Origin of the sequence: Enterococcus sp. AZ095b, from assembly GCF_051714725.1 — a bacterium.
In the GTDB taxonomy this organism is placed as follows: Bacteria; Bacillota; Bacilli; order Lactobacillales; family Enterococcaceae; genus Enterococcus_B; species Enterococcus_B pernyi.
The window spans coordinates 179,305-202,801 of the sequence record NZ_JBIOSL010000001.1; the positions used below are offsets into that span (position 1 = coordinate 179,305).

Annotated in this window: 22 protein-coding genes and 1 riboswitch; of the genes, 15 read left to right on the top strand and 7 right to left on the bottom strand. The window is 38.4% G+C overall.

Annotated features, from left to right (window positions below):
* Together IGJ99_RS00885 and IGJ99_RS00890 are read right to left on the bottom strand one after the other, a co-directional pair.
* The gene (locus tag IGJ99_RS00885) at window positions 1-1,596 is read right to left on the bottom strand and encodes an ABC transporter permease subunit (RefSeq protein ID WP_010734384.1); all 1,596 of its coding nucleotides are present in this window, start codon (window positions 1,594-1,596) and stop codon (window positions 1-3) included.
* A gap of 212 nt (window positions 1,597-1,808) precedes the next feature.
* Window positions 1,809-1,983: riboswitch (Lysine riboswitch) on the bottom strand.
* Window positions 1,984-2,252: 269 nt separating this feature from the next.
* Entirely contained in the window at window positions 2,253-2,549 is a 297-nt protein-coding gene (locus IGJ99_RS00890) for a hypothetical protein (protein WP_010734383.1), read from the bottom strand.
* A gap of 176 nt (window positions 2,550-2,725) precedes the next feature.
* Here IGJ99_RS00890 and IGJ99_RS00895 point away from each other — a divergent pair, with 176 nt between their 5' ends.
* The 5 genes from IGJ99_RS00895 to IGJ99_RS00915 all read left to right on the top strand — a co-directional run bounded on the left by IGJ99_RS00895 (window position 2,726) and on the right by IGJ99_RS00915 (window position 9,183).
* Entirely contained in the window at window positions 2,726-3,442 is a 717-nt protein-coding gene (locus tag IGJ99_RS00895) for an NAD-dependent protein deacylase (protein ID WP_023518937.1), read from the top strand.
* Window positions 3,439-4,275 (top strand): chorismate mutase, encoded by an 837-nt coding sequence (locus IGJ99_RS00900; RefSeq protein ID WP_438770447.1) that lies wholly within the window; start codon window positions 3,439-3,441, stop codon window positions 4,273-4,275. Before IGJ99_RS00895 ends, IGJ99_RS00900 begins: the two co-directional genes overlap by 4 nt.
* 4 nt (window positions 4,276-4,279) lie before the next feature.
* Window positions 4,280-4,807 (top strand): transcription repressor NadR, encoded by a 528-nt coding sequence (locus IGJ99_RS00905; RefSeq protein ID WP_010734380.1) that lies wholly within the window; start codon window positions 4,280-4,282, stop codon window positions 4,805-4,807.
* Between the two features lie 151 nt (window positions 4,808-4,958).
* Window positions 4,959-6,392, top strand: a complete 1,434-nt coding sequence (locus IGJ99_RS00910; protein WP_438770449.1) for a hypothetical protein — start codon at window positions 4,959-4,961, stop codon at window positions 6,390-6,392.
* A 64-nt stretch (window positions 6,393-6,456) separates the two neighbouring features.
* The gene (locus IGJ99_RS00915; RefSeq protein WP_438770450.1) at window positions 6,457-9,183 is read left to right on the top strand and encodes a hypothetical protein; all 2,727 of its coding nucleotides are present in this window, start codon (window positions 6,457-6,459) and stop codon (window positions 9,181-9,183) included.
* A gap of 185 nt (window positions 9,184-9,368) precedes the next feature.
* Here the strand turns inward: IGJ99_RS00915 and def are convergent, their stop codons facing one another.
* Complete coding sequence (def, locus tag IGJ99_RS00920; protein WP_153829968.1) at window positions 9,369-9,932, bottom strand: peptide deformylase; 564 nt, start codon at window positions 9,930-9,932, stop codon at window positions 9,369-9,371.
* Window positions 9,933-10,174: 242 nt separating this feature from the next.
* On the opposite strand from def, the gene rpsO reads away from it, so the two are divergent.
* The 4 genes from rpsO to IGJ99_RS00940 all read left to right on the top strand — a co-directional run bounded on the left by rpsO (window position 10,175) and on the right by IGJ99_RS00940 (window position 15,263).
* Window positions 10,175-10,444, top strand: coding sequence for a 30S ribosomal protein S15 (gene rpsO, locus IGJ99_RS00925; RefSeq protein ID WP_010734375.1), 270 nt, complete (start codon window positions 10,175-10,177; stop codon window positions 10,442-10,444).
* Window positions 10,445-10,621: 177 nt separating this feature from the next.
* On the top strand, window positions 10,622-12,733 hold the full coding sequence (pnp, locus tag IGJ99_RS00930) for a polyribonucleotide nucleotidyltransferase (protein ID WP_019724328.1): 2,112 nt from the start codon (window positions 10,622-10,624) through the stop codon (window positions 12,731-12,733).
* Window positions 12,734-12,907: 174 nt separating this feature from the next.
* Entirely contained in the window at window positions 12,908-13,165 is a 258-nt protein-coding gene (locus tag IGJ99_RS00935; protein ID WP_010734373.1) for a GlsB/YeaQ/YmgE family stress response membrane protein, read from the top strand.
* 100 nt (window positions 13,166-13,265) lie between these two features.
* On the top strand, window positions 13,266-15,263 hold the full coding sequence (locus IGJ99_RS00940) for a KUP/HAK/KT family potassium transporter (RefSeq protein ID WP_062805860.1): 1,998 nt from the start codon (window positions 13,266-13,268) through the stop codon (window positions 15,261-15,263).
* 137 nt (window positions 15,264-15,400) lie between these two features.
* Here the strand turns inward: IGJ99_RS00940 and pepG1 are convergent, their stop codons facing one another.
* Window positions 15,401-15,544, bottom strand: a complete 144-nt coding sequence (gene pepG1 / locus IGJ99_RS00945; RefSeq protein ID WP_077151249.1) for a type I toxin-antitoxin system toxin PepG1 — start codon at window positions 15,542-15,544, stop codon at window positions 15,401-15,403.
* A 259-nt stretch (window positions 15,545-15,803) separates the two neighbouring features.
* Between pepG1 and IGJ99_RS00950 the strand changes: the two genes are divergently transcribed.
* Window positions 15,804-17,102, top strand: coding sequence for a hemolysin family protein (locus tag IGJ99_RS00950; protein ID WP_010734371.1), 1,299 nt, complete (start codon window positions 15,804-15,806; stop codon window positions 17,100-17,102).
* Between the two features lie 46 nt (window positions 17,103-17,148).
* Here IGJ99_RS00950 and IGJ99_RS00955 read toward each other — a convergent pair whose 3' ends face one another.
* From IGJ99_RS00955 to IGJ99_RS00965, 3 genes are all read right to left on the bottom strand, one after another.
* Window positions 17,149-18,525: an MATE family efflux transporter gene (locus IGJ99_RS00955; protein ID WP_010734370.1), complete on the bottom strand. Its 1,377-nt coding sequence runs from the start codon at window positions 18,523-18,525 to the stop codon at window positions 17,149-17,151.
* A gap of 217 nt (window positions 18,526-18,742) precedes the next feature.
* Window positions 18,743-19,066, bottom strand: a complete 324-nt coding sequence (locus IGJ99_RS00960; protein ID WP_019722687.1) for a DUF960 domain-containing protein — start codon at window positions 19,064-19,066, stop codon at window positions 18,743-18,745.
* A gap of 328 nt (window positions 19,067-19,394) precedes the next feature.
* Complete coding sequence (locus IGJ99_RS00965) at window positions 19,395-20,003, bottom strand: 50S ribosomal protein L25/general stress protein Ctc (protein ID WP_023518943.1); 609 nt, start codon at window positions 20,001-20,003, stop codon at window positions 19,395-19,397.
* A gap of 321 nt (window positions 20,004-20,324) precedes the next feature.
* Here IGJ99_RS00965 and IGJ99_RS00970 point away from each other — a divergent pair, with 321 nt between their 5' ends.
* The 5 genes from IGJ99_RS00970 to udk all read left to right on the top strand — a co-directional run bounded on the left by IGJ99_RS00970 (window position 20,325) and on the right by udk (window position 23,288).
* Entirely contained in the window at window positions 20,325-21,041 is a 717-nt protein-coding gene (locus tag IGJ99_RS00970) for a 16S rRNA pseudouridine(516) synthase (protein ID WP_010734367.1), read from the top strand.
* Window positions 21,042-21,125: 84 nt separating this feature from the next.
* Window positions 21,126-21,437, top strand: a complete 312-nt coding sequence (locus IGJ99_RS00975; RefSeq protein WP_010734366.1) for a type II toxin-antitoxin system RelB/DinJ family antitoxin — start codon at window positions 21,126-21,128, stop codon at window positions 21,435-21,437.
* Window positions 21,430-21,747, top strand: a complete 318-nt coding sequence (locus IGJ99_RS00980) for a hypothetical protein (RefSeq protein WP_010734365.1) — start codon at window positions 21,430-21,432, stop codon at window positions 21,745-21,747. Before IGJ99_RS00975 ends, IGJ99_RS00980 begins: the two co-directional genes overlap by 8 nt.
* A gap of 132 nt (window positions 21,748-21,879) precedes the next feature.
* Complete coding sequence (locus IGJ99_RS00985; RefSeq protein WP_438770452.1) at window positions 21,880-22,575, top strand: YjjG family noncanonical pyrimidine nucleotidase; 696 nt, start codon at window positions 21,880-21,882, stop codon at window positions 22,573-22,575.
* A gap of 83 nt (window positions 22,576-22,658) precedes the next feature.
* The gene (gene udk / locus IGJ99_RS00990) at window positions 22,659-23,288 is read left to right on the top strand and encodes a uridine kinase (RefSeq protein ID WP_010734363.1); all 630 of its coding nucleotides are present in this window, start codon (window positions 22,659-22,661) and stop codon (window positions 23,286-23,288) included.
* The last annotated feature ends 209 nt before the right edge of the window (window positions 23,289-23,497 follow it).

The window sequence follows — 23,497 nt, forward strand, 5'->3', positions numbered from 1 at the left end:
TTATTCCTGTAGGTTCGCGTTGTTGACTTCTTCAATTTTTGTATACGCAGTAGGTCCGTCGATTTTCTTCTCAATCACACGTAGGATTCTTGTGATCGTGAAGGTCATGATCAAGTAGATGATCCCAACGATCGTGAATGTTTGGAAGAATTGGAAGTTGGCACCAGAGGCAGAGTTTCCTTGGAAGAATAGATCTGCTACACCAATGACACTTAATACGGCGGTGTCTTTGATATTGATGACAAACTCATTTCCAGTAGCCGGCAAAATATTTCTCAATACTTGCGGAATCACTACTTTGCGCATCGTTTGACTGTGGGTCATGCCGATTGCTTGGGCTGCTTCAAATTGTCCGCCATCTACTGCAAAAATCCCACCACGTACAATCTCAGTCATATACGCACCAGTGTTGATCGAAACGATGAACAACGCAGCAATCGTGCGATCCAGAGAAATACCAAAGGCTAGAGCCAATCCATAGAAGATGACCATGGCTTGAACCATCATTGGTGTACCACGGAAGACTTCGATATAAACAGATAATAAGAAATTAGCTACTTTTTGGAAGAAGCGTGTCACTTTATTATCAGATTCTGGAATTGAGCGAAAGACGCCAATCAATAAACCTAATGTTGTTCCTACAACTGTACCGATCAATGCGATAAATAGTGTCAAACCAGCTCCACGTAAGAACATGTTGCCATATTGATCCCAAATCGTCTTGAAATCATGGAGCAAGCCAGTTTCTTCTGCATCTCCATCCGTTGACGCAGGTTGGTCTTCAATGGCTTGGTCCATGATAGCAATACGATCATCATGAGAAATACCGCTTAATATTTGGTTGACTTGTTGAAGATCAGGATCACCTTTACGCATCCCTACAGCAATCTGGACATCTTCGGGATTTGTTTGAAAGCCATTTGCTTCATCTAGTTCGAGCATTTTCAAGGCTGGGTTGACGCTTGTGGCGGTTACCCCTTCTGGACGTTCACTAACATAACCGTCAATCATGCCAGAAGCTAGTGCTGTTCGCATGGCTGAAAAGTTATCCATTGCTTGTTGCTTGTCCACTCCTGGGATCTGATCGATCACGTTATAGTGGAATGTATTCAATTGTGCAGTGATTTTTGCGCCAGAAAGATCTTCTAAGCTAGTCGCATTCGCAAACTTACCATCTTTTTGTACGACAATCACAAGTTCTGATTCATAGTATGGATCAGTAAAGTCGATTTCTTTTTGGCGTTCTGCCGTCGGACTCATGCCGGCAATGATTGCATCGATCTTTCCAGATTGAAGGGCAGGCGGTAAACCGTCCCATTTCGTTTGGACAATGACTAGTTCTTTTCCTAAACCTTCAGCTACCTTTTTGGCAATTTGTACATCATATCCGCCAGCAAAGCTGTTTTGTCCTTGAATTGGATAGGCATTGTTTGCATCTGTTTGTTGAGACCAGTTAAAGGGCGCATAACCAGCTTCCATTCCGACACGAAATTGATCGCTCGGTGTTTTATCATCTGCATGAGCCAAAGTGGTCAAGCTAAAGATCGATAGAATAAACGTAAAAATTAGAGTGAGTGTAACTGAATTTTTTTTCATCTGTCTTCTCCTTTTTGTTTGTTCACGTACGTGGTCCTTCAGGCATATACTGATAAGACCAACGTTCGCTCAGCTTCTTTGGCTGATAACCAAAGCGCCTTGACACGAGTGGTCGAATACATGCATTGCAGTTGCTTATCAAGGAGAAATAAAAAACGACCGCTTTGTAGGTACAAAAGGGCCGCTAAATTTCACAGAGTGATAAACCTCTCACAAAACATAGCGCAACTTAGCATCACTGCTAAGACAGTCCGTAAGCTGTTAACTTACGTCCCAACATACTTTTTAAGCAAAAAAAAGTACATTTCGGCGATCCTCCCTAGCCCTGCTTCCACATGTTTGCTTCACTCCACAGGTTTAATGATTCTCGCGACCTCTACCTCATTGATTGAGGCATCTCGTATTCAGTTATTTATACAAAAAATAGTCTACGATAGAGTAGCCACTTTGTCAATGAGAAACTACATTTTTGCAGAAAAAAGTTGATAAATAAAGAAATATCCTGTTTATTTAATTTCTTTCATGAAAAAAGGAAAAGAGAATGTTTTCAAAAAAAGAATAATTATACATTTTATGCAACGCTTAAATGATAGTAAAATAACGAAAAACAGACTGCAAAATCACGCAGTCTGTTTCCTTTTTTATCTAAAAGTATTTTAAGCTGTAGCTTTCTTAGGTTCACGACCAAGAATGGCTTGTAAAATAACTGTTACCCCATAAATAGCTAAAACGAGATAGATCAAACTAGAGTATTGTGTGATCCCCCAGCCCCATGTGCGATAAACAACTAATGTAATTGCTAGAACAATTGCTGCCAATACATTGAAAAAGGCAAACGCCCATAGATTTCCATTTTCTTTACGTACTAGATAGAAGATAGAGAAATAAATACTTAATGCTAACCAAGCGATACATGCTAAAATAACGCCCCAATAAATTAAGAATGCAACCATATTGATTCACCTCATTTCATACTCAAAATATACAGATCATTGGTATTGTAGCACGTTTTCATTGTTTTGTCAGTGATGTTTGTGAGTATTTTCTCAAAAAAAATCTCTGAATTTTCATTCGATTGAGGGTATGTTTCATTTTATTTCGATTATAATAGAAGAGAGGTGAGTGATAAATGTTGGAACAAACAATTGAAGAAGCAGCGACAGCGATAATTGAAAGTCAAAAACTGACCTTTCTAACAGGGGCAGGTGTGTCCACACCTTCTGGAATACCCGATTATCGTTCACTAACAGGTGTTTACCAAGGGATGGATCGTCCAGAATATTTGTTGAGTCATCAAGCGATGGATGAAGAACCACAAAAATTTTATTCGTTTCTCAAACATCTTTATCATCCCGAAGCACGCCCGAATATCATCCATCGAGAAATCGTAGAGTTGGCTAAAGAAAAAGAGGTATGGGTCGTTTCGCAAAATATCGATGGGTTACATGAAAAAGCTGGAAGTAAAAAACTAGTTAATTTTCATGGGAATCTGTATCATTGTTATTGTCGAAACTGCCATCAACCTGTTGACTGGCAAGATTATCTGACCAGTGACAAGCATCAACTGTGTGGTGGCCAGATCCGCCCAGATATTGTGTTATATGGAGAAGGGTTCCAGGATGAAGTATTAGAGCAAGCAGCTTTTGCTGTCAGTCAGGCCGACTTGATTGTGATTGTAGGGACAAGTTTCCAAGTCCATCCTTTTTGTGATTTGATCCAGTTTCGCTCACCACAAGCGAAGCTATTAGTCATCAATCAGACCCCTGTCTATCTATCAGAGGCGTACCGATTTGTCCAAACAGATGGAACGAAGGTGTTCAAAAAAGTACAGGAGAGTGTAAAATGACAGCTAAAACAGAAAAAGAAAAAATGATTGCCGGTGAACTTTATTTTGCGGGTGATCCAGAATTATCAGCCGATAGAAAATTTGCTCGAAGTCAAAGCCAGATCATCAACCAAGCGGAAACAAGTGAACTTCGCAGTCAATTACTTAAAGAGACATTTGGTGCTACCGGCGAGAAGATTTATATGGAACCAACGATCAATTTTGATTATGGCTATAATATTTACGTAGGTGAGAATTTTTATGCGAACTTTAATTGTACATTCTTAGATGTCAGTACGATCAAAATTGGTGATAACTGCATGTTTGCCCCTAATGTTCAGCTTTATACTGCCACACATCCACTACATCCAGTGAAGCGAAATAGTGGGTTAGAATTTGCTAAACCAATCGAAATCGGCAATAATGTGTGGCTAGGTGGTGGAGTGATCATCACTCCTGGAGTGACTTTAGGAGACAATGTCGTGGTCGGGGCGGGAGCAGTCGTGACCAAATCGTTCCCAGATAATGTAGTGATCGCAGGGAATCCGGCACGGATCATCAAACGCATCGATGAACCAATGCCTGAAGAGTCATTGGAAGAGTTGAGACAATCGATTGATCAAATCGATCACCAATTAGTAGAACTACTTGAAAAAAGAATGGCTACCGTCACGAAGATCGGTGATGTCAAACGAGCCACTAACCAAGCGGTTTACGATGGAAAAAGAGAACAACAAGTGTTGGATAAAGTTGCCAGTTGGTTGAAAACACCAGAATACAGTGAGACGATCTTAGTTACTTATGCAGATATCATGAAGCACTCACGAAACTATCAAAAGAAACGAATGGAGTAGATAAATGATTGAAGGAGAAACTCGCCGAAAAGAAATTATTGAAACGCTAGTTGATGCAGAGAAACCTGTCAGTGCCAGTAAGTTTGCTACTCGTTTTGGTGTCAGCCGCCAAATCATTGTAGGAGACATTGCGTTGCTACGAGCGGCAGGAGAAGCGATCGTGGCGACGGCCAGAGGATATCTTTTGGAAGATGAACAAGACAAAAATGGGTTCATCAGTAAAATTGCGGTACAACATCAGAGAGAACAAACAGAGGAAGAACTACAGTTGATCGTTGCTCATGGTGGCGAGATACTAGACGTCATCGTTGAGCATCCCTTGTACGGCGAACTGACAGGAATGCTTCATATCAAGACAGCAGAAGATATTCGTTCATTTATGAAACGTTATCGGAAAAGTCAGGCTTCGTTATTGTCTGAATTAACGGATGGGATCCATCTGCATACGATCCGTTACTCACATAAGGAAGTATTGCAACAAATCAAACAAGGCTTGGCAGAAGCAGGCATCTTGTTCGAAGGGAATCAATAATTTACTTTATGAGATTGAGATAGGAGTGTTTTTACTTCTATCTCAATCTCATTTTTTCTTTATTTATAAAATAATTGATTTATGCTATGGCAAAACTTTAACTATAATGAACAGAAATGCTACAAATACTTTTATTGAAAGAGGGAGAAAAATGCTTCGAGGAACAAATCAAAAAACAATTCTTTGCTTTGGAGCAGCTGAAAGCACTTTGGAACAACAGTTGAATGATAGAGAACTCAGGAAAAAAACAAATCCATATGACCCATTGGTTTATATGGAAGAGTTAGTCGACTATCTCATTCAACAACCTTTTGAGAATTTCTCTCTTCAACCCAAAGAGTTGATTGACCAAATAAAAGCAGGCAGCAAATACCCACTCTGGGAAGATATTCAAGCCATCATGATGGAGGACCCAAGGTTTCAATTGCACAGGATCTACTCGGAGCCGTTTCTTGAAGAGTATCAACAATACAAGGAAACAGGACAATTTGCCAATCATTCAATGAAAGATACTTTGGCTTATAGTATACGAATACAATTGTTAAAAAACACAGAATTATTAATGATTGAAGTTGCGAAAAATCGAAGTGATCTTGTCATCTGGATATCTTTAGATTCTTATGGTGGGAATTTTGCAGCAACGATCCAAGGGAAGCAAAACAGATATACAGATTTTACGTTACGCAGTTTATATCATGAAAAAGACAAACTCAAAGCGACAATTGTCTTTTGGGAGAATGGACAAATCGTCGCAGCTCCTTGGGAAAGAAATGCTAGATTATGGAGAAATTGTGTGGAAAATGATTTGAGAAAATCAGCGGCTATTTTCTCGTCAGAGAGACATCTTCTAATCTACGGATTATGGGTAGCACGTATCCACTTTAAATATGAAGATCAAGTTTTGTTAAAGCATTTCCAATATAAGGACACAAATGATGTTAATATCGATAAGTATAATGATATTTTAATGAACAGTACTTTTGAATATATAAAACATTGTCCTACAGAAAAAAGTAGAGAAGAATTTTTTAGTCATTGGATTGATTACCTCCCCGAAAAGGAACGCTATTTACCATTGTGGGAAACATATTATCATGTCACACAAACGATTGAAAAATTTCAATTGAAAAACATCTTTAAAGAGGTCATTTCAAAAGATTATACCCAATTTGATCGTCCAGAGATCAAACAACACTTCATAAAAAAAGGCTGTAAAATCGGGCTAGAACTTACTTTGTTGTCTCAACATGTAACAGTAGTCTTTCTATTAGACGAACTTTGTGATTTAAGAGTAGTAAAAAAAGTCCCCGGCATTACTGGAAGTGAACTACGCTATCTATATCGAAACTGGGAGCGGTTCAAGCAGCGAGTCGTTTTTATTGAAAAGAAAAAATTTGTTTCTCCACCTTGGGAGTCTGATCCGGAGTTTTGGGCGACCTATCAGCCTAAGTCAAAGAGCCTGGCACAACCAGAAGTGTCTATGCTTACTGAGAAAAAAGAATTTAAACAATTGAAAACATATGCAAAGACGAACAGTCAATCACAAAGCAAGCAAACGTTACGTGTCAAGGAGCGTTTGCGCTGACTGAGAAAAAAATACGTATTTGAAAACGAAAGAGTAAAAAATAATAATTATATGGAGGTCAACGATGTTAAATCAAACAACAACTGACTTAACGAATGAATTTAGAAAAAAGTTGGATTTGTTAGCTTTGTCTTTATCACTACAAGAAAATATCAATCATTTTGGTTTAAATAAAGATTATCAATTACTATTCTCAACGTATATCCAAATGATTCATGACGATCAAGACGAATTTTTTATAAAAAAAAGCCAAAAAGAAAATATCATTGAATCGCTAAAACGGACCAAAGATTTTTATGATTTTGAGAAAAAAGAACAAGTTCAAATGATTTTTGAAAAATTGAGAAATAATGATTCAACAGATTTCATGTTGATACCTTCTTCTTTTTATCCAGGAGAGCATGGACAAGTTTCACCTCATACATGTGGATTGACCGTTTATAAAAAAAATAATTCTTTTGTAGTGATGAAGGTGGATAAAGAGAGGTACTTCGATGATCAAACGGTTTCTTATTTTGAAATTCCTCCGACAAATATTGCGGAACTAAGTGAACTGTTTCTTAAAGAGCGATTTCATGAAGTTCGCAAACCATATTTTGTATTGAAAAGGTTAGCAGCTCTTTCAACCCAAAACGAATCGATCGGTATACCAATCATCGTCATGAAAGGACAAAAGACTGGAAATTGTTCAGTTAACGAGGTTGATGCTGCGCTAAAAACAATTTTATTTCATTGTAGGAAAGATATCTTTTCTTTAGATACGAGTGAGCAAGTGACACCTAAATGGCATTCAGAACATGCTGAATCAATTTTGGAAATGCGTAAGCGATTTCTGATGGCTTTGAAAGGAAAGAATCCAGAGCTAAATCGGCAGCTTGATTATATATATTTTTATTATTTATTTAAAAAAGGGCAGCTCAAAAGTGAATTTTTAGAAAATATTGATACTAAAAAGCATCGATGGCATCCACAAATCCACTTTCTTTTTAAGGAAGATCCTTATATTTCAGCAATATTCAATCATCCTGGACAACTTCCAACTATAGATGAGAACCTGATCCAAGAAAAATCCAGTAATATCATTGAGTCACTAGGCATTCATTCTACGAGTAAGCTTGCAGAGATTTCTTCTGCTGATTTAATAGAATATCTTGATGAACAAAAGTATATAACCAACATAATTAATGGTCGTTTACCATTTATCCAGGTTCCGATAGCTAAGGAAATGACCCAACGAATGATAGCTACCTTAGAAAAGAAAGAACAGGAAGTACAAGAGGAATTACACCAACGCAAAGTACCAAAAGAAACAAAGATGGAGCAGATACTGAGCGAACCTGGATTGCTTCACGACCCGCAGAAAACGATTTCTCTAATAGAAAAAAATGGCGAAAAGTTAAAACACGTATTGATTTTTGGTGACGAACAGGATAGAAAAGGCTTAATTGAAAAATTGGATCATTTAGATCCTAGACAAAAAAAGATCCCCCATGATTCGAAAGTTTACATAGAAATGATTTTTCACGCCTTAAGAAAATGTTCATTTAATTACAAGGATCTAGAAAGAGCAATACAGGACAATCCTCTACTTGAAGAAATCATTCAAGTAATGAGAGATAGCATAGATTTGAACACAAACGCTGTTTATCCAATCCAATCATTGGGAGAGAGGCAAGAGTATACACAAACAATAGAATATACTAATCAAGTCTTTGAAGAGATTGTAGATGCGGGGAGCCAAAATCCCTTGATCCACCGTTCTGAATTGATCCTGATTGAAGCTGTAAAAAAAAGAGAAGATGTTGAGCTATGGGTACCATTAGATTCGCCTCCCTATCAAATGGATCAAACAATTGACGGTTTTAGAAATGATGTGTTCGATCATGCGCTGCGAGTCTTGTATCTTCAAAGAAACCAACTGCAAGGTAGACTTGTTTTTTGGGAAAATGGGCAAAGAGCAGTTGCACCATGGGAGCGTGATCCGGAATTATGGGCAAATCGTGTGCCAAAATCAGTTATCAAAAATGAACACTTTCCTATAGAGGATCTACATATAGGGGTGACCAAAAAAGCAACTATCGATGTACTTCTACCGTTAAACGAAGAGACCAAGAAATGTGAACGGACATTCACTTCGCTAGATCAGATCGAACCCCAAAAAGCTAAAGTAGTAGTCACTGATAACCTTAAAGATTTCAAGAGGGTCGTTACCCAATTAACCACGGTAGTAAAAAAAGGTCAAGTTGTAGTTGCCAAAATGCGTTCAAATGAACAAAAAAATGAATTAGATAGTTTCAAAAGCAGCTTATTTGGAAAAGAAACTTCACAAAACAAGGAAAGTGTAATAGAAGAATCCTTAGATGAGTTGAAGCTGTACAAAAATGTAAGTACACTATTTGGAAGAATAGCACCTGATATCAGAGGCGAAGTGAGGCTAGATCCACTACACAAACCAATAAAACGATTAATTGATCAAGCTACCGATCAATCAATTCAAAGAAAAAGTCAATCGTATCAAATAAAAGTGGTGGGGATGAATGATCGAAGCACGAACACTAGAGAGGAAGCTAAAAGTAAAACCCATTGCTTTAGTAGTATTGTGACTCGGTTCAATAATCTATTTGAAAAAGGGAGAAGCACTCCAGCAGAAAATGAGACTACCAAACAAATCAATTCAGAAAAAGTTAGGATGGCTACATCGTTAACTGATTTTCGGCAAACTAGATTTGGAAAGAATCTCGGGATGCACCAGAAAACAACATACCAACATAAAAAAATGTCGGAACGTTGATTCGCTAAGCTTTTTAACTTTAAAAGAAGATGTAAGAGTATTCGATACAAGGAACAAGTGTCTCCGTTTCTCCATTTCTTAAAAATGATGGAACAAGGCTAAGATGATTTTCTACGGTAGAAAAAATGAACAGAGAAAAGCAGATGCAACTGCCACTCTCTGTTCATTTTTGTGATTCTCCATTATTACTCGATCACCAAGACGCCTTCTTTTAAGGCAAAAGGATTTTGGTCGTTGATATGGTCATAGAACATTACGCCATTGATATGGTCAATTTCATGTTGCACCACGATGGATTCATAATTTTTTAAACGGATTTTTTGTTTCTCACCGTTTTTGTCATAATACGAAAGCGTGATTTTTGCATGGCGCACAACATACCCAGGAACTTCACGATCGACTGATAAACAGCCTTCACCTTCGCCTAAGCAAGCATTCTGGACGGAATGGCTCAAGATTTTTGGGTTATACATGACCGTACTCAACGTTGGTTCTGTGCTTTCTGGATCTGGATTTGGTACGTGGACCGCAATGATCCGTTTTGAAATATCAAGCTGGGGCGCAGCTAGGCCGACACCACCACGTAAATTTAATTCTTCTGCTTTGATTGGATCTTGGCTATTTTTAAGAAATTCCAACATTTCTTCTCCTAATAAAAGATCTTCCTCACTGAGTGGAAGAGCGACTTCTTGCGCTACTTCACGTAATGTTGGATTGCCTTCTCGAATAATATCATCCATTGTGATCATGGAATATGTACCCCTTTCTTATCAAACACTCTCTTTTCGGTTAATAGTTTACCATAAATTTGAAAAAGTAGTAGCCTGATTGTTTAATCAACTAGATTTTCTTAAGGATTCTACACTTGATTTATTAGAAAGATTCAGGTAAAGTATAGCTGTATGTTTAAAGCATATGTCCTGTTACTTGGTTAAACGAATCACCAACGTTTTACTCAGTCACAGGGGAATAATTAAACGAGGTGAAAGAAATGGCAATTTCAAAAGAACGTAAAAACGAAATCATCAAAGATTACGCACGTCATGAAGGAGATACTGGTTCTCCAGAAGTACAAATCGCTGTATTAACTGAAGAAATCAACCACTTGAACGAACATGCACGTGTTCACAAAAAAGATCATCATTCATACCGTGGTTTGATGAAAAAAGTTGGTCATCGTCGTAACTTGTTAGCTTACTTACGTAAAACTGACGTTCAACGTTACCGTGAATTGATCCAACGTCTAGGCTTACGCCGTTAATTTTTAACAGAAAGTGGGGTTCGCGTGAATCTCACTTTTTTACTTTAAACTATCAAACATTTCTGTGAATCAGCTTGATGGACTCCTACTAACCAAATGAAAGGTGCAAAAGGTCGCTTTCGCGGTTTTCATTTGTTTAGTAGCGTCTAGCGTTCACGAGAAAGAAAAGGAGTATTTATGTCAGAAAAACAAGTTTTTAAAACGACATGGGGCGGACGTCCCTTAGAGATCGAAGTTGGCCAATTAGCCAAACAAGCCAATGGAGCAGTATTAGTTCGTTATGGGGATACGGTCGTATTAAGTGCGGCAGTTGCTTCAAAAGAAGCGAAAGATACAGATTTCTTTCCATTGACGATCAATTATGAAGAAAAAATGTATGCAGCTGGTAAGATCCCAGGAGGATTTATCAAACGTGAAGGTCGTCCAAGTACGGAAGCAACCTTGACTGCTCGTTTGATCGACCGTCCGATCCGTCCAATGTTTGCGGAAGGTTTCCGTAATGAAGTCCAAGTCACAAATATCGTGATGAGTGTAGAAACAGATTGTTCTCCAGCAATGGCAGCAATGTTAGGTTCTTCACTAGCTTTATCGATTTCAGATATCCCATTCGATGGACCGATCGCAGGTGTTGAAGTTGGCCGTGTCAATGGCGAATATGTCTTGAACCCAACAGTTGAACAAGCAGAGACTACCGATATCGAATTAAGCGTAGCTGGTACAAAACAAGCAATCAACATGGTTGAAAGTGGCGCAAAAGAAGTTTCAGAAGAAGATATGTTGGGCGCATTATTATTTGGATTTGACGCAATCAAAGAATTAGTCGCATTCCAAGAAGAAATCGTTCAAGCTGTCGGCAAAGAAAAAATGGAAGTTTCTTTATTACAAGTCGATGCTGACTTGAAAAAAGAAATTTTTGATGCATCGTATGGCACGATGAAAGAAGCGGTCATGACAGAAGAAAAATTAGCTCGTGAAGATAATATCGACCAAGTGAAAATCGATATTCGCGAAGCTTATGCAGAGAAATTTGCGGGTCATGAAGAGGAAGCACAATTACTAAAAGAAGTGAAACAAATTACGGAAGATCTTGAAAAAGACGTCGTTCGTGAGTTGATCACGATTGACAAAATCCGTCCTGATGGTCGTAAATTAGATGAGATCCGTCCTTTAGCATCAGAAGTTGGCTTGTTGCCACGTGTTCATGGTTCTGGATTATTTACTCGTGGACAAACACAAGCACTATCATCATGTACATTGGCACCTTTAGGGGAACACCAAATCATTGATGGCTTAGGTGTAGAAGTCAGCAAACGATTCATCCATCACTATAACTTCCCACAATTTTCTGTGGGTTCAACTGGTCGTGCCGGATCACCAGGTCGTCGAGAAATCGGTCATGGTGCATTAGGTGAACGTGCATTGGCACAAGTGATTCCTTCAGAAGAAGAGTTTCCTTACACGATCCGTCTAGTGGCAGAAGTACTTGAATCGAATGGTTCATCTTCTCAAGCAAGTATCTGTGCAGGTACTTTAGCATTGATGGACGCAGGTGTGCCAATCAAAGCACCTGTTGCTGGTATTGCTATGGGATTAGTATCTGATGGTGAAAACTACACGATTTTAACAGACATCCAAGGTCTAGAAGACCATTTAGGCGACATGGACTTCAAAGTTGCCGGAACAAAAGATGGAATCACAGCACTACAAATGGATATCAAGATCCAAGGTATCACGGAACAAATCTTAAAAGAAGCATTGGCACAAGCAAAACAAGCACGTATGGAAATCTTAGAAGAATTGACTTCAACGATTGCTACACCACGTGAAGAGCTTAGCCAATATGCACCGAAAATCGAAATGATCCAAATCGATCCTGCGAAAATCAAAGATGTCATCGGTAAAGGTGGCGATACGATCAATGGAATCATTGATGAAACAGGCGTGAAGATCGATATCGATCAAGACGGTAAAGTAAGTATTGCTTCTTCTGATAAAGAAATGATCCAAAAAGCAATCAAGATCATCGAAGATTTGACAAAAGAAGTCAAAGTTGGCGAAGTCTACCTTGGTAAAGTTGTTCGTATCGAAAAATTCGGTGCATTTGTCAACTTGATCAAAGGGAAAGACGGCTTAGTCCATATTTCTCAATTAGCGAATGAACGTGTAAACAATGTAGAAGACGTTGTGAAACTAGGCGATGAAGTGTTGGTGAAAGTGACAGAGATCGACAAACAAGGTCGTGTGAATCTTTCAAGAAAAGCAATGTTGAACGAAGAGGACAAGAAGTAATTCCATCGTTTTAAGATAAAAGTTTTTTAATAAGCGTACTACTACGAAAATAATTTTATATTTTCAAAAGTAGTACGCTTATTTTTTAAAATCGATAAAGAAAAGACATAAAGGGTCAATTTAAATTTTCTTAAAAAACACTTAGTTATTTAAAGTGCAAAAGGAGGAATGGAAATGATCCATTTTTTATTCTCATTGATAGTAGGTGGCATATTAGGATTCGTTGCTGGAGCTGTTCTTAATGAAGATGTACCAGGAGGCGTCACTGGAAATATTATCATTGGTTTCTTTGGAAGTTGGTTAGGTGAATTTGTGTTAGGCGATCTAGGTCCGTCGATCAGTGGCTTTTATCTTATCCCATCCTTGATCGGGGCACTCGTTTGTTTAGCTCTCTACTCATTTACTGCTGATTATTTAAGAAGGCATCGTTGACTTAGTTATTTTTATCGAATTTATTGACACCAAGGTTGAATCCTTGGATAATTAGGTGAAATTTAGGTCAATCATAGGATTGGAGAAATGAGGGGGAACAGTGACAACAAAGCATAACACAAAAAAAATCTCGATGGCAGGGTTACTCGTAGCCATGGGAGTTGTTTATGGAGATATCGGTACGAGTCCGCTTTATGTAATGAAAGCAATCGTAGAAGACAATGGCGGCTTGCGAGGGATCAACCCAGATTTTGTTATCGGAGCAGTCTCCTTGATTTTTTGGACTTTGACATTATTAACGACGATCAAATATGTCGTGATTGCATTAAATGCAGATAACCATGGGGAAGGTGGTATCTTTTCTTTATATACTTTGGTTAGAAAAGGCGGTAAATATCTGATCATACCTGCAATGATCGGTGGCGCAGCATTGTTAGCAGATGGCGTACTGACACCTGCTGTAACGGTTACGACCGCTATTGAAGGATTACGTGGGATTCCACAATTCTTTGACCGTTTCGGCAATGACCAGAACATCATCGTCATTATTACTTTAGTTATTATTTTTGTTTTATTCATGGTCCAACGATTTGGTACAGAAGTCGTCGGGAAAGCATTTGGCCCGATTATGTTTTTATGGTTCACCTTTTTAGGCGCGATGGGCTTGTTTAATTTCAGTCAAGACTGGACAGTAATCCGTGCCTTAAATCCTTATTATGCGATCCAGTTGCTATTTAGTCCTGATAATAAGCTAGGTTTATTCATTCTAGGAAATATCTTTTTGGCAACTACTGGGGCAGAGGCGCTTTATTCTGACTTAGGACATGTCGGAAAACGAAACATCCGTTTAAGCTGGCCATACGTTAAAGTATGTTTGGTATTGAATTATTTTGGGCAGGCAGCATGGCTGTTGAATGTCTATCAAAATACAGAAACACAGGCGATCGAAAACTTGAATCCATTTTTCCAAATGATGCCGGCTAGTTTTACTGTCATTGGGGTCATATTTGCAACGATTGCGGCTGTTATCGCTTCGCAAGCGCTAATTACTGGATCATTTACTCTAGTTTCAGAAGCAATCAAATTGAAATTATTGCCTCGATTGAAAATCATGTATCCTGGAAGCAGTATCGGACAGATGTATATTCCGGCAGTGAATTTGATTCTATGGATTGCTTGTTCACTGGTTGTCGTGACCTTCAGAACCTCACATCATATGGAAGCTGCGTACGGGCTGTCCATTACCGTAACGATGTTGATGACGACTGCCTTACTTTATTTCTATTTGCTCCAAACTGGCTATCCGAAGTGGTTGGCTCATACAATTACCTTTTTCTTTGGGGCAATCGAAGTCGTCTTCTTTATTTCAAGTATCGTGAAGTTCTTCCATGGCGGTTTTGTCGCTGTGCTGATTGCTTTAGTCATTCTAGCAGTCATGTTTGTTTGGGAACAAGGAAATATCATTCGTGAATCGGTCGCAGAAGAAGTGGCATTAAAAGAATATATTCCACAACTTCAAGCATTGAAAGAGGACAAATCCTTACCAATGTATCAAACAAATGTGGTTTTCTTAGTGCCAGATATGGCAGATGGGAAGGTCGGTCGTCAGTTCGTGTATTCTATTTTAGATAAACGACCAAAGCGGGCGAAGGCCTATTGGTTTGTCCATGTAGAAGTAACCGATGAACCTTATACGAAAGAATATCAAGTGGATATGATGGGGACCGATTTCGTTGTTCAAGTGAACCTGTTCTTAGGATTCCGCGTGCAACAAGAAATCAATGTCTACGTTCGACAAATCATCCACGATTTAATGAAACAAGGACGTCTACCAAAACAACCACAGACGTATTCATTGACTCCAGGAAGAGAAGTCGGCGATTTCCAATTCATCTTGATCGACGAAGTAGTTTCCAATGTAACAACTCTTGGGAAATGGGAACGACAAATCATGCAAGCCAAACTTGCCATCAAGAAAATCGCTACGACGCCAGAAACATGGTTTGGTTTAGAATACAGTGAAGTCAAACATGAAACAGTACCTTTGCTGATTGGTGGAACAAGAAAAACGTGGTTGAAAGAACGAAAAAATAAGTAGATAAAAAATTAGTTTATGCTATACTAAATCTGAAAAGAGGAGTTGCGTCAACAACTCCCCTTTGACAGTACCGCTTAATTAACAGCGGCATATTTCAAGTTATTTTTTACAAAATAACCGTCCTAGGCCGAGGACGGTTATTTCTTTTTGTCGTCGCTAAGCAATGCTACAACCAATGTGACCAGAGTGATGGTAAACATACCAAAGCTGAGCATCAATTGGACTGTATCGAGTGCCGACAAAAGGCGTCTCCTTTCGTAAGATTTAGAAAGGATGTGCATACGCACCACCTCGCTTTCGAAGGATAGCCACCGTCATTAAACTGTACTGTCACGTAATAGCATAGCACATGCGCACATTTTAAACCTTAATTTATAAATTTTCTTGTTATTGAATAGCTGTTGAATGCTAGTGATACAAGTGAATAAATCCTCCCATTATTTAGAGTGATCTAGTAGAGAAGCAGAAATCAAAAGCCTCCTAGTTATACTCTTTTTACGAAAAGTTGTACAATTGAAATGGAAAAGTGAGGCGAAACAAATGGTATTAAATTTTGTCATATTATTTTTGATGATAGCAATCACTGCTTTTTTTGTTGCGAGTGAATTTGCTTTGGTAAAAATCAGACGTTCCCGTTTAGAGCAATTGGAAAAAGACGACGTGAAGAACGCTAAACTAGCGCTTCATGTGACCCATCATTTAGACGATTATTTATCTGCAAGTCAGTTGGGTATCACATTGACAGGCTTGATCATTGGTTGGGTTGGCGAAGGTTCTGTGGCAGCATTGTTGGAACCTTGGATCGGTCAACTTCCGATCGGACGGGGAATAAGTGCAACGATCTCTGTCGCATTAGGGTTCATTCTGGTGACGTATGTCGACGTTGTGGTGGGGGAACTTTTGCCGAAAAGTTATAGTATCGTCAATACGGAACAAGTGGTGTTATTCGTAGTCAGACCCTTGCATTATTTTTATCTGGCGATGTTTCCTTTCATCTGGGTATTGAATCATTCGGCAGCAAGCTTAGGTAAATTGCTAGGCGTGAAACTAGTATCAGAAGGTGAAGAGACACTCTCGCAAGAAGAATTGACTTTAGTTGCCCTCAATTCTTACCAGCAAGGCGAGTTGACAAAGGATGAATACCAGTACTTAGAAAATGTCTTTGAATTTGATGACACGCTGGCAAAAGACATTCAAGTAGATCGGACATCGATGCAAGTTTTTGATGCGTCAGATACAGTCAAACAAGCCATCAAGGAATCGATTGAACGCGGGCATACGAGATATCCTGTCATACTGGAATCCAAAGATAATGTGTTAGGATACGTGACATTACCTGCGTTGATCAAACAATCTTTAGAAGATGACCAGATAACGGTGGAGTCTCTGATTGAAGAACCAATCGTGACAGCAGAAACTATCCCCATCAAAAAACTATTGACGATCATGCGAAGAAAAGGAAAACATATAGCGATCTTAAAGGATGAATATGGTGGGACAAGTGGACTTGTCACGATCGAAGATATTTTAGAAGAGATCGTCGGTGAGATTCGAGATGAAACAGATGTGGACCAAGCGTTGATTGCGAAACAAGAAGATGGTAGCTATATTGTTTCAGGTAAGTTGACGCTTGATGATTTTGAACGCTACTTCAATGAAGATGTGCCAGAATTTGAAGAAACAAATTTCATCACTCTGGCTGGTTTTATGTCGAGCTATCAAAAAGATATCGAGGCAGGTACAGTGATTACGATCGATCAATTTCAATTCACCGTTTTAGAATATGATCATGCACATATCGACTATTTCAGCTTGGTGATTTTACCAACGAATCCATAAAAAAAAGTGTTCTTCCCATAATATAGGAGGAACACTTTTTTTGAATCTAATAACTGATTTCAGCATCTTCAATTGAAAATTGCTGTTGTTCGGCATCTAACTGTTTCAAATGTTTCACAGCGCGGATATAAGAGTAGAGCAAGACAATGACAGAACCAGCCCAAGCAAGTGGTGAAGCAAGAGCAGCACCTGGATAGCCCCAGATCCCAGTCAGAATGATCGCAGCGAAAGAACGCATGATCAGCTCCATCATCCCTGCAATCGTCGGTACTTTACTTTGACCAAGCCCTTGTAAAGTGTAACGTAAGATAAATAGGATAGCTAAGATCCAGTAAAGGGAGCCGTTGATGTTGAAATACGTTTGCGCCAAATCAAAAACGACAGTTTCATTTGGGCTGACAAACAAGCTCACCAATGGTCGGCCAAGGAAAATAACAATTGCTCCGGCTAAGAAACTAAAGCCAATACTCATGACTAATGTTTGACGAACGCCTTTTAAGATACGTCCATATTGTTTCGCTCCATAGTTTTGTGCTGCAAAAGTCGCCATCGCAATCCCAAAGGACATCATAGGTTGAACAGCAAATTGATCGATTCGACCAGCTGCGGCTTGGGCAGCTACGACATCTGTACCTAAGCTGTTTAATGCAGATTGCAAGACGATTGCACCAATCGCAATGATCGAAGATTGGAACGCCATTGGTAAAGCAACATTTAAATGTGTGCGGATCTCTTGTTTATCGAACGAAAAATCTTTTTTACGTAATTGAAGCATCGGAATCTTTTTCTTGATATAGACGATACATAATAGACTAGAAGCAATTTGCGCAATCACTGTTGCAATAGCAGCACCTTCTACTCCCATACCGAAGTTGATAATAAAGATCAAATCCAAGACAACATTGATAATTACCGCAACGATCAAAAAGAGTAAAGGCGTTCGACTATCACCAAGTGCGCGAATAACATTTGACAATAAATTGAAGCTGACGGCAGCAAAGATTCCCCATAGGATGATGACGATGAATGTTTGTGCTTCATCGATGATATCTGCAGGTGTTTGCATCAACTGGAGCATCGGACGAATAAATACTAAGCTAAGGACGGTTAAAATCACAGTAACAATGACACTAATCATGACACTTGTAGCAAAACTTTTTTTCAAACCACGGAAGTCTTTCGCACCATATCGTTGTGCTGTAATAATGGCTAAACCAGCGGTTAGACCTTGAGCAAAGCCAATAATCAAGAAAGTCAATCCACCGGTAGCTCCTACAGCTGCTAGTGAGTTTTTCCCTAATGTCTGCCCAACGATGATCATATCGACCATGTTGTAAAACTGCTGAAAAACATTGCCTATCAATAAAGGGACAGTAAATAGCAAAATCAGTTTGGCTGGGCTTCCTTTTGTTAAATCGCGCATCTTGTAAACTCCTTATTTCTTTTAAAATTTAGTTAGTAGTATATAGTGTTTACCCTTGGAATACCAATTAGAATCTCATGATAAATAAATAGCTAAAATGCTTTGTGTTTTCTGAAAATTTTCAGATAAGGTCATCATAAAAGTAGCCAAGAAGTGAGTCTGCGATGAAAATCAAAGAGTCAACTACTTGGCTATCGTGCAAAACAAAGGGTTTATTTTAGTACTGTTTAATTTCACTTGGGAGAAGAATGGTTTCTCTGGTCCCATCATCATAGGCAAATACTTGCGCCGGATACTGTGGAGAATAAGGGAATGGCAAATCGATCCCCATCTCAACGGTACTGCCCGCTTGAGAAAAATGCAAGGTTACTTTTCCATGATTGTTCATTAAATCAAAAGCTAAAATATTATCTAACGGAATAACACCCTTAAGGTCTAAATCAATAATGAACCAGATACTATCGATCAGTTCATCTGGTAAACTTGATACCACACCTAATGATGCGTATCGATTACGGTTATTATCAAAACTTTCAAACATCGGCTTAGCCTCCTTTGTCTAAAAAACCGAAATGACGAGAACAACATATTATTATCAGGATAAACGAGTTATACTTTTTTAACGTTGGTTCATTCTAATAAACATTTATACAAAATGCAACAATATTTGCATACTTTTTTTCAAAGTATAAGAAACTTTTAAGAGGACTTCAAGAAACCTTATTATATAAGGGTTTTTGCGCTTATCAAAAAACAAATAAGGGTTGATAAATAGGAATATACCATTCTTAAAACAATTTTTTTTTAAGTGGGAATTAAAAAAAAACGAAGCAATGACACAAGTCACTGCTTCGTTGATCAAAAGACGTTTATTCTTCAGTTGAACCAATCACTTCTGGTTCTGCTGCTTCACCAGTTGATTCTTCTTCTTCTGTTGGTGCAACAACTGCGGCGATTTGTTCTTCTCCATCAGTAATGATCGTGTATGCGTCATTTTTCGGTAGATCCGCTACAGTGATCGAATCACCTAATGCTAAATCAGTGATATCCACTTCGATGTTTTCTGGTAATTGATCTGGCGTAGCAGAAACAATCACAGTATATAAGTTTTGAGCCAATACACCACCAGATTTTACACCAGTAGATTCGCCGACAAGGACAACTTCTGTTTCGACTTCTGTTTCTTCTGTCATATTAACAGATAGGAATTCCACGTGTTCTAATTGGTTGGTAAATGTGTTTGATTGGATTTTATGAACAAGTGTGTTGACTTTTTTTCCTTCAATGTTCATTGTGATAACTGTGTTTGCGGCATTCTCACGCAATACTTTACTAAATGTCGCACTATCAAATGAAATTGGCGTGCTTTCTACATTGTAGCCATAAACGATTGCAGGAACTTTTCCTTCATGACGCAATTTGTTTCTCAATGAACGGGGACGTACTTCTCTTTTACTTACTTCTAATGATACTGACATAACCAAAATTCCTCCTTAAAATGTGACTGTCTGCTTTGGTGTCAGACAGATTTTATTTAAGTGAATGTCACATGGTCTCTTGCACATTATCAGGTAGCGCGAAAAAACGCAAAAAGACAGATGCGCGCATCTGCCCTTAAAAAGTCAGGATTCAACTTTTCTCCACCAGGTCATTACGCTGTGTATGAGAAATCCAATTCACTTTACTCTTTAACCGTAACGCGATTCACTGAGTAAGTCAAGGAAACAACTTAGCGTTTCCATTTTGCATGGTGTATGATTCAGGTTATAATGCTTATGTAGCTAGGAAAGGAAGCAGTTATGCGGTTAGATAAATTAATAGAAAAAGAATTAGAAACATCACGTAAAGAGATGAAACGACTTTTTGCGATGAAACTCGTACGTATCGATGGTAAAGTGGAACAGAAACAGAATCGTAATGTGGATAGTTTGCTCCACTGTATCGAAGTGGATGGCGTAAAGCTACATACAAATGAAGTATACTTTATGCTGAATAAACCGAAAAGAGCAGTAACAGCGGTGACGGACATTCACAAAACGACTGTTATCGATTTGTTGGCTTCAGCCGATCGCACACAACCTTTGTATCCAGTTGGGCGATTAGACCGAGATACAACAGGTTTATCGTTGATCACTTCCAATGGCCAATTAGGTTATGAAATGTTGTTGCCTGATAAAAAAGTACAGAAAACATATGTAGCAGTTGTCAATGAACAAGTGACAGAAGCTGATCGAATTGCTTTTGAAAAAGGAATTGTTTTTGATGGTGGTTACCAATGCTTACCTGCACATTTAGAGATTCTTGTCGCGCAACATAAAAAAAGTATCGTACGACTGACGATCGAAGAGGGGAAATTCCATCAAGTGAAAAAGATGTTTTTAGCTTGTGGAAAAAAAGTCACTGCATTGCAACGAATCAGCATGGGCCCATTACAACTAGATCCGCATTTGACTGAAGGATCTTATCGCTCATTGACGTTAGACGAACTAAAAAAATTAAAAAAATATTTTAAATAGTAATAATCATGAATTGATCGTTCATTCAATGAATTTGTTTTACACTCCTATTAGGAGTAAAATAGGAGTGAGAGGTGATGTTCTATGTCTGAAATCAAAGAAAAAGATAAAACCAACGAAAAAAAGAAAGTCCAAGTGAATATCAATAAGAATCTAGCTACTGACGTCGAAAGCATTTTAGATTCATTAGGAGTAAATCCATCAATCTTAATCACTGCTTTATATAAAAGGGTAGCTGCCAGAGGAGAAATTCCATTTGAGTTATCTTTAACAAGTAAAGAGAAGGCTGAACTGCAGTTAATGAGAGTTGCGGAAGAGTCTGTTGAAACTAATCCGCCAGAAAATAGCGGTGACCACGAAGATCTAGTGTCATGGATGAGAGATCTAGATGAATAGTCATGACGTGTTCTTGATCTATATTCCCTTTAACGATGGCAGTGGAGGGAAAACTCGTCCTGCTATTGCTATCCGTGTTCGAAGCAGAGGTTCATTCTTGATTCTTCCTATTACAAGTAAATATGAGAATAAATCAAAGGCGATCAAAAAGCGATATTATGAAATAAAAGACTTAGATTCTGCAGGATTAAACAAGAAATCTTGGGTAGGTACAGGAAACCGATTTGAATTGAAGAGTAATTTCAATCCCTACAGAGTCATTGGACATTTCTCAGAAGAAGATATAATTGGACTTTCTAAAATGATTTAGTGTCATTTAATAAGCAAGTGCACAGCCGGCGGTTCTAAGGCACTTGTTTATTTCTTTTATAGATAAACAATCAACAACCCACGAAAATGCAAATAAACGAAATATCAAATATAGAAGAAATAGGAGAATCAGATGAAATATCATACATTATTATTCGACGTAGATGATACGTTGTTAGATTTTCAACAAACAGAAACAGAAGCCTTGCACCAATTGTTTGCGGAACAAGGCATTGAACTGACACCAGAGATCAGAACAAGTTATAAAGCATTGAATCATCATTTATGGCGAGAATTTGAAAAGGGGCAGATGACAAGAGATGAAGTGACAGGCAACCGCTTTGGTCTGTTGTTCCAACAGTTTGGCAAGACCGTAGATAGCCAAGCAATGGATCAACGTTATCGACATTATTTGAATCAGGGCCATCATTGGATTCCTGGAAGCCATGAATTACTGGAAGCAGTGTCAAGTGAAGCAGAACTTTATATAGTGACGAATGGGGTTTCTCAAACCCAACATCAACGATTAACAGATGCTCGGATGATTCATTATTTTCGAGAAATTTTTGTCTCAGAAGCGATTGGCGCACAAAAGCCAATGAAGGCTTTTTTTGATCACGTGTTTGCTAATATTCCTGAATTGGACAAAGAACGAACGGTGATTATCGGTGATTCACTGACTTCTGATATCAAAGGTGGAAATGAAGCAGAGATCGATACGATCTGGTTCAATAAAAATAAGTTGCCTGAAATACCAGAGATCCAACCAACCTATCGGATTGATTCTTTAGAAGAACTTTACCCGCTCTTGGAAATCTCACCTCATTAATTTTCAGAAAAATAGTGCATTTTCCTTTTTTTTCGCTATAATAGATTAGAATGAAAAAACGGATATGAAAGAGGTTTTAGTCAATGACAAAAAGCAAGCCAATTATCATTGGTGTGACGGGCGGATCGGGAAGCGGAAAGACAAGCGTCAGCCGAGGGATTTTTAGTCACTTTCCAGACCACTCCATCATGATGCTTGAACAAGATTCTTATTATAAAGATCAAAGTCATCTTAGCTTTGAAGAACGGTTGAATACAAACTACGATCATCCTTTTGCCTTTGATAATGAACTGCTGATCCAGCACGTTGAAAAACTACTGAACTATGAAGCCATTGAAAAACCAGTCTATGATTATGTTGCTCATACGAGAAGTCAAGCAACAATCATCCAAGAACCAAAAGAAGTGATTATTTTGGAAGGTATCTTGATTTTAGAAGACGAGCGTTTACGTGATTTGATGGATATCAAGATCTATGTAGATACAGACGATGACATTCGGATCATTCGCCGGATCAAACGTGATATGGAAGAGCGCGGCCGTACCTTAGATTCTGTGATCGAACAATATTTAACAGTCGTTAAGCCGATGTATCATCAGTTTATTGAACCAACAAAACGTTACGCTGATATTATCGTTCCAGAAGGTGGCGAAAATCACGTAGCTATTGACTTGATCACAACGAAAGTTGCTAGTTTTTTGAATCACCAGTAAAAAGATAAGAACAGGTGTTAGAACTGAAGTAGCCGTTATGCCTATCTTCTAAAACCAAATAAACGGCGTTTTATAAGTAACTTCTGCGGGTAATCAGCCATAAAGGAAGTGCTCAAATCCGAGAAATAAGCGTGAAAAACCGAAAATTTTTCTTCAAATTTTTGGGATTTCACGCTTATTTCTGAAGGAGCTACTTCACGTTGTTTACT